An 11,570-nucleotide genomic window follows, 5' to 3' on the forward strand; every position below is an offset into this window, starting at 1 on the left:
CTGATCTGCTACCAAAGAACGACGATCAAGACAGTCACAGGCTATCGGGAGGAGGTCTCTTGGTCGCGCACATCGTGCGCTATTACTGGCCGAGGCCATTGCCTCCGGCTGGCCGTCTCTGATCAACTGCGTGATCGACCCCAAGGCCGGCACCGGGAATGGCTACATCGCCAATCTCAAGCTCGCACAGCGCCACAGGAGACACGAGATGAGCACGCTGGGTACGTCGGCATTGGCCGAGGCAATACTCGACCAGATGGCGGATGCCATGATCTATGCTGATCGCGAGGGCAAGATCCGGCTATGGAACCGCGCCGCCGTCGCGCTGTTCGGTTACGAGGCTGCCGAGGCGCTGGGCAACAGCATCGACATCATCGTGCCCGAGCGCTTGCGCGAGCCGCATTGGCGCGGCTTCGACGCCGCCATGGCGAGTGGCACTCTGAAGCTGTCCGGCCGCCCGACCCTCACCCGAGCCCAGCACAAGGACGGCAACCGGCTCTATATCGAGATGAGCTTCGCGCTCGTGAAGGAGGGTGACGGCAAGGCCATCGGCTCGGTCGCCGTTGCCCGGCTTGCGCCACCTCGTGCGACCGGACCGTCCTGACCGATTTCGCCCCTTAGCGGTTTCGCGGTGAGATGGTCATGCTGGGGGTGAGGCCCGGATTGATCTGACCCGGCGACAGGCCCGGTGCGTCCTGCTCCACGGGCAGGGACTGGATCGGCGCGTGCACGGGAGAGATCGCGGGGATGCAGCCGACGCGGGCCGGCGGGCCGTCGAGGATGCTGGAGAGCCGGGCAGCAAGTGCGGCAACCAGGCCTTCCGATCCGTTCGAAGCGTCCGTGCCGGCGTCCCGGATGGTCACCGTCGCCGTCAGGCCGGCGACGAGGGGAATGCCTGGAGGCACGTTGTCGATGGCGATGCGCACGGGAACCCGCTGCGCCAGCCGCACCCAGGTGTAGATCGGATCGACGGTAGGCAGGCCCTGCACGCCGGGCGCGGCGTTCGATACGCCGATGCCTCGGGTAACCGTCGCGACATGGCCGGTGATCGGCTGCGCGTAACCCATCAGCTTGGCCTCGACGCGATCGCCGATGCAGATCCGCGCCATCTTGGTCTCTTCGAAATAGCCGTCGACCCAGTAGCTGTCGCTGTCGGTGACCGAGACATTGGCGACGCCCTCGTGCGCGAAGTCGCCGACGCGCAGCAGCAGGTTGGTGACATAGCCATTCACCGGGCTGCGGACCTCGGTGCGCTGCAGGTTCACGTGGGCCTGGGCAAGCTGTTGCTGGGCCGCCTTGAAGGCGGCGTCGGCCTGCACCGCGGTTCCGGCAAAGACCTGCTGTTCCTCGGTGCTGGTGGCGATGCTCGACAGGTGCTGCCGTCGCTCGGATTGAACCTGCTTGACCTGGAGGTCGGCGGCGCGTTGCTCGACCAGCGCCTGGCTCGACCGCACGGCAACCTCGAAATCGAAGGGATCGATCACGTACAGCACGTCACCCTTGTGAACGTACTGATTGTCGGCGATGCGAACCTCGGTGATGCGGCCAGATACCTGAGGCGCCACGCTGGCGACCTGTACGCGCACGCGGCCATCGCGGGTCCACGGCGCGGTGACGTAGTAGTCCCACGTCACCAACGCCATAACGGCGGCGACCAGCATGATGGCGAGCGTCGCCAGCCGCTTGGCCCACGGCAGCGACGATCGCCTGACGGTGCGGCCAACCGCGGCAACGGCGCGCTTGGCGAGCCGCAGGAGCCGGCGCCGCGGTGCCCTGGCCGCCGGCCGAGGGGCGGGCGCCGGTTCGGCGACAGGTTGCGGACCGGGCAGGCGATCGGTCGGGGGCGTGCCGACGGCGGCGGCACTGGCGCCCGATGGCTCCTGCGTCGTGACAGCCTGCATCTGCGGCATCAAGCAATCCATGGAAGTCCCCTAGAAGAGCACCGTGATCAGGCCGAGAATCGTCACGTAGAGACTGAACTCGGCGATCGACGGATGGCTGAACAGCTTTGCGAAGCCGATGGCGTGCAGAATCGGCCGGAGAACCAGGACCACGACCAGCGCCAGCACGGTGTAGGTGACGAAGGGCGCCACCAGGACGCCGTCGAGCACCAACTCGGAAAACGGATGGCTCATGGTGCTTTTTCCTGCAGGACGAGGCTTGCGACGTGGAGCGCGCCGGCTGCTTCGCCCGCCCGTGCGTCGTCGATCGACGCAACGCGCAAGGCGTCGGCGGCGCGCTGGATCGCCGGGATGTCGCGGGCGAGCAGGGCATTGCGTGCCTGCTCCGCTACGCCGGCTGCCGGACCGTCCGCCAGTCGGGCCAGGCTGGCGATGCCAAGGCGGATCTGGGCGGCCTGGTCGAACAGCCCGAGCGCCTGCTCAAGGTCGGTGCGCTGCTGCGGATCGGGGCTGCCGGCACCGGCGATCTGGCTCACCCGCACAGCATCGCGGAACATCGCCTCTTCCGGCGCGTAGCGTCCGACATCGCGGCGCAGGCCAGCGAGCTCACGGCGCGCTCCGGCCACCAGCATCTGCCGGCGGTGCTCGTCGGAAATCGGCGGGACGAGAAGCTGCGCGGCGAACAGCAGCCCGACCGACAGGCAGACGAATAGCGACGCGAACAGAAAGGCCTGCGGATCGAAGGACTGCGGATTGCTCGGGGCGAGGATCGCCAAGGTGAAGACCAGGCTGAGCCGACCGAGCGAGGCCAGCTTCGGGTTGGGCCTCGTCATCAGGAGCGTGGCGCCGATCGCGACAGGGGCGAGCGCCAGGGCCAGCAGCTGGAACTGGTCGACGCCGTCGAGGACCAGGAATTCGAGCACGCCGGCCAGGACCACGGCCAGCGGCGTGGCGATCAGCGCCATGATGGTGAAGGCCCGCGGATCGGGCGACGTCGCGCCGAGCCCGATGATGACCGGGACCAGCGCGAGGGAGAGCTCCGACGCCGGCCAACCCGCAAGGACGAAAAAGACCGACGACAAAGCAAGCCAGCACGCGGCTCGCACGCCGGCTTGGGCGGCCACACGATGGCAGTGGTGGAACGGCGCCCGCCATACGCGTCGCGGCGGCTTCCCGGCGCGAAGGGCGGCGAGATCTTCGCATACTTCCTGGTCGCGGCGCCGCAGCTCCTGCGAGGCCCAGGCGACCGACGCCGCCATCATATCGATCGGCGCCGCGCTGGCCGCATCGGGCGTTGCGGGCTCGCGTTCGCTGTGGTCCGCGTCGAGCCCGGTGATCAAGCGATCGCGCGCGGCAGGGTCGAGTGAGGCGGGCAGCACATGAAGGACGCGCGCGGCGTGAAGCTCGGCCAGAAGTGTCACCAGCGCGCCGCGGGCGGCGACGCTGCGCACCGTACCGCTGCTCGACTCGGTGGCCACGCTCGACATGTCGGATCGCAAGAGCGCGATCTCGCGCATCAGCCCGGCGGTTGCCATAGGGTCTCCGATCTCGCGCCGCAGGACGGCCTTGGCGTAGGCGCGCACGCGGCGGTGAAGGTCGGCGAGCTGGGCTGCCAGGCCGGGATGGCGGTCGGGAGCGACCAGCAGGTCATTGACGAGAACAATCGCGCCGATGCCGACGGCGATGGCGGCGCCGCGCTGCACGCCGGCGTTGAAGACCTGAAGCGGCGTGTCGATCTGCTGCATGGCGACCAAGCCGACCGTGTAGCCGGAGAGCACCGCGGCGTAGGCGCGGTTGCCGTCCCACAGCTCCGCCGCATAGATGCAGAGGCCGATCCACACGGCGAAGGCCGCGAGCAGCAGGTCCCTGGTCTGCGAGAACGTGCCCACGATGACGATCGAGGCCGCGACACCGACGATCGTGCCGATCAATCGGAAGCCAGCCTTCTCAATGGCCTGTCCGCGCGTCGGGACGGCGAGGATGGCGACGGTGACCGCGGCCGACGACGCTGCATCGAGCTGGAGCCAGAAGCCTGCATAGAGGGCGACCAGGATGGCAATCCAGATTCGCAGCGCGAAGGTCCAGGAAGCGAAGGAAAAGCCCGCGAAGGTAAATGGCGTCGGCGCCGCACGGACACTCATGATTCCGCCACTCCGTCCCTGGTTCCGATGACCTGCGAAGTCTCTGCAGGTGCAGCGAGGATACGAGGGCGCGCCGAGGCAACAATTCGTGCGCTCGTATGGCCGGGAGTAAACCTTCGTATGGGGTGCTCTTACGGCGACGGAGAGTTTCGTCTTCTGGACCGCGGGCGCCCCGCCCGCTCACAATCGCAAGATGGATGAGCGGGCGGGACGCCCGCGATCCAGAAGAGCATGACCTCGAGGCCAGGCGACCCGACGGTGACGATCAGCCGTCGACGATGCCTCGACACACCAAGTTCACGAGTACTCGGGCATTCGCCGGCCGTCCGCCTCCAGTGCCGCCTGCACGGCCGGTCGGACCTCGAGGCGACGACGCAGGGCCACCAACTTGGCGGGAACGTCGACGCCAAACCGCTCGGCCCACAGCAACATAACGTAGAGGTAGAAATCCGCGACGCTGGGGCGGTCGCCGAAGAGATAGTCGCCCTGCATCGTGTCGGCGAGGAACTGCATGCGGTATGTGATGGCATAGGCGGCGTTCGCCTTGTCGGGCCACATGCCGCCGGTGGCGAGCGGCCCGAAGCTCTTGTGTATTTCCGTGGAGATGTAGGCGAGGGTCTCGAGCAACCGAGTCCGGCCAAGCGGACCTCCCGGCGCCAGGGCCGGATACCGGGTTGCGATGTAGTCGAGCACCGCCAGCGTCTCGGTGAGCAACTCGCCGCTATCGAGCTGCAGCGCCGGGACATAGCCCTTGGGGTTGATCGCCGTGAAATCGTCGCCGCCTGCCGTGCACTTCGATTCCAGATCGACATCCTCGGTCTCGAACGGCCGGCCGGCCTCGCGAAGGGCGATCTGGCTGGAGAGGCTGCACGCCCCGGGATGATGGTAGAGTTTCATGGTCCGCTTCCTCGAAGTGGGTTTGCTGGAAAGGGCGCCCGCTTGGCGGGCAGCCCTTCGCACCGCTCGATCAGGCGGCTGCCTTGGCGGCCGGCATCGGGTGGACGGCGCGCAACCCGATCTGCACCCGGTTCCAGGCGTTGATCGCGGCGATCGCCAAGGTGAGGTAGGCGATCTCGGTCTCGTTGAAGTGTGGCTTAAGCGACTCGTAGTCGGCGGCCGGCGCACCGGCCGGCGACACCCGGGTCAGGACCTCCGTCCAGGTGAGCGCAGCGCGCTCGCGGTCCGTGAAGGCTGGTGAGTCGCGCCAGGCATCGAGCAGATGGAGGCGCATGTCGCTCTCGCCGTGCTTCAGCGCCTCCCCGACATGCATGTAGATGCAGTAGGGGCAGCCGTTTATCTGCGACGCACGCAATTTCACGAGCGCGATCAGGCCATGCTCGAGGCCGCTCTTCTCGATCGCGGCTTCGACGGCCATCAGGCCCTTGGTGCCCTCCGGGGCAGTTTTGAAGATGTTCATGCGGGCGGTCATCGGACGTCTCCTTGCGAGGTTGACTTCGTGATAGCGGTTGATTGTCAGGGCGTGATGGCCAACGCTCGCGGCCGGGCATCTTCAGCGGTGCGGTCCTGGGCGATGGCCCACAGGGTCAGGAGCGCGCCGATAATCGCAGGGAGGGTGACGGCGGGAAAATCCCGCGCCAGCGCGGAGGGTCCGCAGATGCCGACCGCGACCTCCCAGAAATGGAACAGCGCGTGTCCCCACAGCCAGAGCGTGGAGGCGGCCCACAGGACGGTGCGGTAGCGGGGCAACGCCACCCCGATCAGGAACGCCGTCCCGAGGAACAGAAAGATCAGGCCGATATCGCGAATAAAGTGCTGGTTGAACGGTCCCGTTGTCGTCACGCCCGGCACCGCGAAGTACCAGCTCTCGGGCAACGCAAGCATGAAGAGGCCGTTTGCCTCCGATGCCGTGCCGAGCACCACCGCGGTGCCGAGGCAGAGAGTCTTCATCATGGTTCGATCCTCCATCCGGGGGCTTCGCCGGGAGCGCATCGCTTGCGGAGTCTCAAGGCCGCACTGCAGTCGCGTGCTGCCGGCGAATGCTTCTGATTGCCCTATCGCTTCGGCGGCGGCGGAACGTGGGTCAGCCACCAATCGAACGTCGTGGTGCCAAGCTGCGCGCCCGCGTCGGGCACCAGCGACTTGTCGGTCAGCCTGGTGCCGTAGTAGAGCGCGTCTGGATCGGCCACGACCTTGCGCGGATCCTTGTCGTGGGCGAGGACCTTGCCGACGAGCTCGTCGAGGTGGAACGTCTCGGGTCCGGCGATCTCCACCGTGCGGTTCACCGGCGGCGCCAGCGCCGCGTGGGCGACCGCGGTCGCGACATCCTCCGCCGCCATGGGCTGGAACAGCGAATGCGACAGGCGCACCGTGTTGCCCTCGGTGCCTGATTGGGCGATGCCGCGGAGAAACTCGAAGAACTGGGTCGCGTGCAGGAGCGTGTAGGGGATCGGCGACCTCCTGATCTTGTCTTCCTGGGCCTGCTTGGCGCGGAAGTAGCCGCTGGTCTGCAGGCGATCGGTGCCGACGACCGACAGGGCGACGTGATGCTTGACGCCCGCCGCCGTCTCCGCCGCCGCCAGGTTCTTGCTCGAGGTCTGGAAAAAATCCATCGCGGCCTTGTCTTCGAACGATGGCGAGTTGGAGACGTCGACCACGATCTGCGCACCGTGCAGGGCCTCGGGCAGGCCTTCACCGGTGATCGTGTTGACGCCGGTGTTCGGCGCCGCCGCGATCGCGTCGTGGCCCTTGCTCTTCAACTTCTCGACGACCTTCGAACCGATCAGGCCGGTTCCGCCGATGACGACAATCTTCATGGGATCACCTCTGGCTGGTCGCGGCTTCACAGGCGCGACGTGAGGCAATCAATGCACGCGTCGCCGCGGCGCCGACATTGTCCCGGCGGCGCAAGGGTGCTCGCCATAGGTTGGTCGGACCTGTCACTCGGGATAGGTTTTGCAGCGCTGGTGCGCTGCGGGCGGGCCTCGGTCGGGTGACCGCGCACGCGCGGCGGGGGGTGAGATGGTCGTCATGGGCCATCACCCTCGCGAGGTTGAGGACACGCGACGTCCCTGCTCCGCCAGCCAGGGAACCGCTATTTCAGGCAGAGTAACCTCCGCCGACAGCGGCGCTCATGCTCTTCTGAGCCACAGGCGTCCCGCCCGCTCAGGAATCATGAGCGGGCGGGACGCCCGCGGTCCAAAAGAGCATGGGTGCCACCAATACCTCGGTATAGGTTGCCTGCTGCCTTCGCCTACTCGAAGGGACCGGCGCGCAGCCGGTGGTCTTGCCCGCAATCGCATCTGAGACGACACCCACAAGCGCATCGGCTTCCATCCTGAGCGAGCGGCAGGCACGACATGGATGCATCGATCATTCCAGCTCTCTCCGCGCTGGCCGGCTCGGCGACCGGCGGGCTGGCGTCATTCGTCACCACCTGGGCCACGCAGTCGTCGCAGGCCCGCACGGCAAGACGCATGCAGGGCCGCCCCCACCGGGAGGAGCTCTACGGCGAGTTCATCCGCGAAGCGTCCCGGCTTTTCGTCGATGCCTTCGAGCACGAGCTCGAGGATCCGGCCAAGCTTGTTCACCTCTACGCCATCGTGAGCGCGATCCGTCTGTTCGGCCAGCCGCGAACCCTGGAGGAGGCGGAGAAGGTCATGAGACAGATCGGCGCCACCTACTTCGCGCCAAACAAGGACGTGCGGCTGTTCGCCTTCAGCAAGGCCTGTCGCGAAGAGCTCGCGTGCGGGCGAGTCTAGACGTTGCCTCGGTCAGCGGCTCATAGGCGCTAACCCAACTTTGCCGGTGAAGCGCGTCATGCGCTGGGACCGCGCCACTCCAGTGGCGCTCATGGGATGTGTGATCCACAAGAAGAGCGCCACTGGAGTGGCGCGGTCCCGGCGCATGACGTGCACTATCAGCGGCTCCCGGTCAGTGCACCGCCCGCCGGAACGCGTTGAGCGCACCGCCGTGCAGCAGCTCGCTCGGCAGCGGATGGCCGACGATTTCCTCGGCCATGCGCCCGACCTCGATCAGGCGCTCTAGGTCGACGCCCGTCTCCACGCCCATCTCCTCGCACAGCATCACGAGCTCCTCGGTGCAGATGTTGCCGGCGGCACCCTTCTGGCCGGCGAAGGGGCAGCCGCCCAGGCCGCCGACCGTCGAGTCGTAGCGGCGCACGCCCATGCGCAACCCGGCCATGGCATTAGCCACTGCCATGCCGCGCGTGTCGTGCAGATGCAGGCTGACCTCCTTGTCCGGCCAGGCACTGCGCACCGCGCCGATGACCCGCTCGATGCGCGGCGGCGTCGCCCAGCCCATGGTGTCGGCAAGCGAGATGCGGGCGACATCGACGCCGCATTCCGCGCCGATCGCCAGCCCTTCGCGCACAGTGCGCACGACCTCGGCCGGTGCAATGTCGCCCTGGAAGTTGCAGCCGAAAGCCGCCATCACACCGACCGACTTGACCGGAACGCCCTTGGCGACGTGCAGCCGGGTCTGCCTATGCATGGCCTCGAGGTTCTCGGCGTGGCTGCGATGCAGGTTCTTGCGTGTAAAGGCTTCGGAGGCGCACAGGGCGATGGCGCCGGACAGCGCCAGCTTGTCGCGGAAGGCCAGCGCACGCTCCAGCCCCTTGTCGTTGAACCACAGGCTCGAATATGTGACGCCGGCCTTGGGCCGGACCTTCGTCACCACCTCCTCGGCATCCGCCCAGCTGGGCACGACCCGCGGGCTGACGAACGAGCAGATCTGGATCGTCCGCAGGCCGGTCTCGGCCAGGGCTTCGATCAGGCGGATCTTGTCGGCCGAGCTGATCGGACCCGGCTCGATTTGGAACCCCTCGCGCGGGCCTTCCTCGTGAATGACGATCGATGACGGCATATCGGACATTTTCTGCTCCCTCTCTTCAGCTCGACGTTTGCCCGCGAGACCCGGGCATGATCTGCGATGTTGCGGGGCCGGCCTCTTGCGCCTGGCTGAGCGCGAGTCGGGTCACCCTCATTTCTTCACCGGGCCTGGCCGATCGAGGCCGACACCGGTCAGGTGCCCGAATGAGGCGTGAAGCCGCTCGATGATCGGTGGCGCCAGGGGCGGGCGGAGGATCGAGGCGACGTTGTCGGCGACGTGATCCCTGTTGCCGGTGCCGAAAAGAATGACATCGGCGCCCTTCTCGTGGCGGGCATAGCGGTACGCGGCATCCGTGATGCTTTCCGCGCCGCCTTCGGCAAGGAGGAAGCCCAAGGGATCGCCGTCGGCGAGAATCGAACGGTCGAGATGACCCTGCTCGACCAGGTCCGCGAAAGTGTCCCGCCGATAGGCGGCATTGCTGAACAGGTTGCGCACGACGAACATCAGCAGGGTGCCGATGCCGCGCTGCTGCGTGGCTGGAAAGACCCTGTGGCGGGCGCCCTGGTTCATGAGGCTGTAGGCCAGCATGACGACCTCCCAGGGCGCTTCCCGGGTCGCCCGGCTCAGCATCTTCTGCTCCGGATCGTTAGGGCTCGTCTCGGTGATGCCGACATGGCGCACCTTGCCCTGCTCCTTGAGCTTCACAAGCGCAGGGGCCAGGGAATCGCGATGAAAGTCATAGGCCATCGGATTGACGGCGTGGAAATGGAAGACGTCGAGATAGTCGAGGCCCAGCCGTTTCAGTGCGCCTTCGACTCGACGGGTCACCGTTTCGGCCGTGTCGCTGCCCGGCCTGAAGATGGCCTTGGTCGAGATCACCAGCTTGTCCCGGTCGTAGGACCGGGCGGCGGCGCCGACGATCTCCTCGGTGCCGTAGGCTTCGCCGGTGTCCAGGAAGTTGACGCCGAGATCGACGGCCGTGCGCACGACCGCGACGCACTCGTCGAAGCTGGCGCCGCGGCCGAGACCCAGGCGGCTGTTGCCGCCGCAACCCAGCCCGGCGACGCTGACCTCGAGGCCGGTGTTTCCCAGTGGCCTGTACTCCATCATTCGCTCCCTTCACGTCCTGCATGCCGGATGCGGCGGGGCCGCACGGACGCGCAGGCGATCACATCCGGTGCGCCCACGCAAATGAGGGCAATGGGCCGGTCGTTTGCGCCGGTAACCGTCAGCTCGCCGGGGCCGTGGCGGATCCCAGGCTCCGGAGATAGACCGGCAAATCGGTCGTCGGATTGCGCGCCGGCACCTGGAAGAACATTTCGGCGATCCAGCCGCGATGGTAGGTCGCGTGGTTGACCACGTGCAGCAGGATGTCGCCGCGGGTCATCGCCCCCGGTTCACCACCGATGAACTGGAACTGCACGGTCTCGTCGAGCGATTGCTCGGACTGCCGGTCGCTCCAGTCGATGTACCACCGGTTGATGTCCTGCTGCGCCTTCCAGAGCTCGGCCAGGTCCTCGTGCAGCACGGTGTTGCGCGCCTGAAAGCCATGGTCGCGGCCTTCGAGATGCGCCTGCCAGACCAGGTCGATGAGGTAGTTGTGATTGAGCGTGCCGATCATTGTCTTGAACAGCGTCGGCCGCACCTTTGCAGCCTCGCCTGGCGGCAGGGCTGCGACCGCATCGAAGGTGAGCTGATCGGCCCATTGACGATAGCGCGCGAACTGGCGGGTGTTGCGGAGAGAGTTCGTCATCGGTCAGTACTCCCGCGCGAGGTCTATTTCCTGCAGGAGACTTCCTCCCGCCTGGAGATTCTTGATGTTGGCGACGATCTCGGTCGCCAGCTGGGCAACGGTCGGCCGCCGCGCGACGTGCGGCATGATCGTAACCTTCGGATGCAGCCAAAGCGGGCTCTCCGGCGGCAGCGGCTCGGGCCACAGAGCGTCCAGGGCCGCATAGGACAGCTGACCCGAATCGAGCGCGGCAATCAGGTCATTGTCCACCACGTGCTTGCCGCGCCCGACATTTACCAGCATGGCGCCTCTCGGCATCATGGCGAACGTGCGCGCGCAGAAGATGCCCTCGGTTTCCGCTGTCAAAGGCAACAGGCAGACGGCAATGTCGGTTTGATTGAGAAACGGCTCGAGCTGATCGCGACCATGGAACAGAGGAACCTCCGCCGTCTGCCTCGGTGAGCGAACCCATGCCGAGACCTTGAAGCCCAGCGACTGCAAGACCAGGGCCGGCGCCTTGGCCATCATCCCGAAGCCCAGGAAGCCGACACGCCGTTGCTCTGGTCGCATGATCGGTACTCGGCGCCATTCCCGCCTGGCTTGTGCGGCCTGGTAGGCAGGCATGTCGCGATGGAAACGCAAGACATGCATGACGACGTACTCCGTCATCATCGGATCACCGCCCGGCGGTTCCACCTTGCCGAGCGGCACCTTGGGCAGTTTCGGGTGATTGATGAAGCTCTCTACACCAGCCGAACGGCTGAACATGGCCTTCAGGTTGGGGAAGGCGGGAAGCAGGCCGAAATCCGGGTGCATGAACGCAAGGTATTCGATGTCCTTCACCTCGCCGGCATCGGGCCAGAAGCGAACCGGCAGATCGGGGATCTGCTCTCCGAACGTGTTACGCCATGCCTGGGCGTTGCCGATGACCTTGTCCAGATTGACGATGAGCAGCGCCATGCAACCTCCGGGGCGACGCCGAAAGGC

General features: G+C 66.6%; 13 protein-coding genes. 2 read left to right on the forward strand and 11 right to left on the reverse strand.

Annotated elements, in window-relative coordinates; genetic code table 11:
• Positions 1 to 130: 130 nt before the first annotated feature.
• On the forward strand, positions 131 to 604 hold the full coding sequence (locus AB7O82_RS10675) for a PAS domain S-box protein (RefSeq protein ID WP_428546677.1): 474 nt from the start codon (positions 131 to 133) through the stop codon (positions 602 to 604).
• A gap of 13 nt (positions 605 to 617) precedes the next feature.
• Here AB7O82_RS10675 and AB7O82_RS10680 read toward each other — a convergent pair whose 3' ends face one another.
• The 7 genes from AB7O82_RS10680 to AB7O82_RS10710 all read right to left on the reverse strand — a co-directional run bounded on the left by AB7O82_RS10680 (position 618) and on the right by AB7O82_RS10710 (position 6,816).
• Positions 618 to 1,910 (reverse strand): biotin/lipoyl-binding protein, encoded by a 1,293-nt coding sequence (locus AB7O82_RS10680; RefSeq protein ID WP_428546680.1) that lies wholly within the window; start codon positions 1,908 to 1,910, stop codon positions 618 to 620.
• Between the two features lie 21 nt (positions 1,911 to 1,931).
• Entirely contained in the window at positions 1,932 to 2,135 is a 204-nt protein-coding gene (locus tag AB7O82_RS10685; RefSeq protein WP_428546683.1) for a DUF1656 domain-containing protein, read from the reverse strand.
• Positions 2,132 to 4,042: an FUSC family protein gene (locus AB7O82_RS10690; RefSeq protein ID WP_428546686.1), complete on the reverse strand. Its 1,911-nt coding sequence runs from the start codon at positions 4,040 to 4,042 to the stop codon at positions 2,132 to 2,134. Before AB7O82_RS10690 ends, AB7O82_RS10685 begins: the two co-directional genes overlap by 4 nt.
• Before the next feature lie 297 nt (positions 4,043 to 4,339).
• Positions 4,340 to 4,939 carry a glutathione S-transferase N-terminal domain-containing protein gene (locus AB7O82_RS10695; RefSeq protein ID WP_428546689.1) on the reverse strand — a complete coding sequence of 200 codons (600 nt, stop codon included), beginning with the start codon at positions 4,937 to 4,939 and terminating at the stop codon, positions 4,340 to 4,342.
• A gap of 70 nt (positions 4,940 to 5,009) precedes the next feature.
• Positions 5,010 to 5,471: a carboxymuconolactone decarboxylase family protein gene (locus AB7O82_RS10700; RefSeq protein ID WP_428546692.1), complete on the reverse strand. Its 462-nt coding sequence runs from the start codon at positions 5,469 to 5,471 to the stop codon at positions 5,010 to 5,012.
• 44 nt (positions 5,472 to 5,515) lie between these two features.
• Positions 5,516 to 5,953, reverse strand: a complete 438-nt coding sequence (locus AB7O82_RS10705) for a hypothetical protein (RefSeq protein ID WP_428546695.1) — start codon at positions 5,951 to 5,953, stop codon at positions 5,516 to 5,518.
• A 101-nt stretch (positions 5,954 to 6,054) separates the two neighbouring features.
• The gene (locus tag AB7O82_RS10710; protein WP_428546698.1) at positions 6,055 to 6,816 is read right to left on the reverse strand and encodes an SDR family oxidoreductase; all 762 of its coding nucleotides are present in this window, start codon (positions 6,814 to 6,816) and stop codon (positions 6,055 to 6,057) included.
• A gap of 543 nt (positions 6,817 to 7,359) precedes the next feature.
• On the opposite strand from AB7O82_RS10710, the gene AB7O82_RS10715 reads away from it, so the two are divergent.
• The gene (locus AB7O82_RS10715) at positions 7,360 to 7,761 is read left to right on the forward strand and encodes a hypothetical protein (protein ID WP_428541480.1); all 402 of its coding nucleotides are present in this window, start codon (positions 7,360 to 7,362) and stop codon (positions 7,759 to 7,761) included.
• Between the two features lie 172 nt (positions 7,762 to 7,933).
• On the opposite strand, the gene AB7O82_RS10720 is transcribed toward AB7O82_RS10715, so the two are convergent.
• From AB7O82_RS10720 to AB7O82_RS10735, 4 genes are all read right to left on the reverse strand, one after another.
• Positions 7,934 to 8,893, reverse strand: a complete 960-nt coding sequence (locus AB7O82_RS10720; protein ID WP_428541477.1) for a hydroxymethylglutaryl-CoA lyase — start codon at positions 8,891 to 8,893, stop codon at positions 7,934 to 7,936.
• A gap of 108 nt (positions 8,894 to 9,001) precedes the next feature.
• The gene (locus tag AB7O82_RS10725; RefSeq protein ID WP_428541474.1) at positions 9,002 to 9,961 is read right to left on the reverse strand and encodes an aldo/keto reductase; all 960 of its coding nucleotides are present in this window, start codon (positions 9,959 to 9,961) and stop codon (positions 9,002 to 9,004) included.
• A gap of 118 nt (positions 9,962 to 10,079) precedes the next feature.
• On the reverse strand, positions 10,080 to 10,604 hold the full coding sequence (locus AB7O82_RS10730; RefSeq protein WP_428541471.1) for a DinB family protein: 525 nt from the start codon (positions 10,602 to 10,604) through the stop codon (positions 10,080 to 10,082).
• A 3-nt stretch (positions 10,605 to 10,607) separates the two neighbouring features.
• Complete coding sequence (locus tag AB7O82_RS10735; protein WP_428541468.1) at positions 10,608 to 11,543, reverse strand: 2-hydroxyacid dehydrogenase; 936 nt, start codon at positions 11,541 to 11,543, stop codon at positions 10,608 to 10,610.
• Between the last annotated feature and the right edge of the window lie 27 nt (positions 11,544 to 11,570).

It is taken from the genome of Reyranella sp. (assembly GCF_050185545.1).
GTDB lineage: Bacteria > Pseudomonadota > Alphaproteobacteria > Reyranellales > Reyranellaceae > Reyranella.

What these genes read in the sequence shown, in the direction of transcription:
- AB7O82_RS10730 (WP_428541471.1), bottom strand. Translation starts at nt 10,604, where the DNA reads ATGACGAACTCTCTCCGCAACACCCGCCAGTTCGCGCGCTATCGTCAA.
- AB7O82_RS10695 (WP_428546689.1), bottom strand. Translation starts at nt 4,939, where the DNA reads ATGAAACTCTACCATCATCCCGGGGCGTGCAGCCTCTCCAGCCAGATC.
- AB7O82_RS10700 (WP_428546692.1), bottom strand. Translation starts at nt 5,471, where the DNA reads ATGACCGCCCGCATGAACATCTTCAAAACTGCCCCGGAGGGCACCAAG.
- AB7O82_RS10685 (WP_428546683.1), bottom strand. Translation starts at nt 2,135, where the DNA reads ATGAGCCATCCGTTTTCCGAGTTGGTGCTCGACGGCGTCCTGGTGGCG.
- AB7O82_RS10735 (WP_428541468.1), bottom strand. Translation starts at nt 11,543, where the DNA reads ATGGCGCTGCTCATCGTCAATCTGGACAAGGTCATCGGCAACGCCCAG.
- AB7O82_RS10715 (WP_428541480.1), top strand. Translation starts at nt 7,360, where the DNA reads ATGGATGCATCGATCATTCCAGCTCTCTCCGCGCTGGCCGGCTCGGCG.
- AB7O82_RS10710 (WP_428546698.1), bottom strand. Translation starts at nt 6,816, where the DNA reads ATGAAGATTGTCGTCATCGGCGGAACCGGCCTGATCGGTTCGAAGGTC.
- AB7O82_RS10690 (WP_428546686.1), bottom strand. Translation starts at nt 4,042, where the DNA reads ATGAGTGTCCGTGCGGCGCCGACGCCATTTACCTTCGCGGGCTTTTCC.
- AB7O82_RS10720 (WP_428541477.1), bottom strand. Translation starts at nt 8,893, where the DNA reads ATGTCCGATATGCCGTCATCGATCGTCATTCACGAGGAAGGCCCGCGC.
- AB7O82_RS10680 (WP_428546680.1), bottom strand. Translation starts at nt 1,910, where the DNA reads ATGCCGCAGATGCAGGCTGTCACGACGCAGGAGCCATCGGGCGCCAGT.
- AB7O82_RS10705 (WP_428546695.1), bottom strand. Translation starts at nt 5,953, where the DNA reads ATGATGAAGACTCTCTGCCTCGGCACCGCGGTGGTGCTCGGCACGGCA.
- AB7O82_RS10725 (WP_428541474.1), bottom strand. Translation starts at nt 9,961, where the DNA reads ATGATGGAGTACAGGCCACTGGGAAACACCGGCCTCGAGGTCAGCGTC.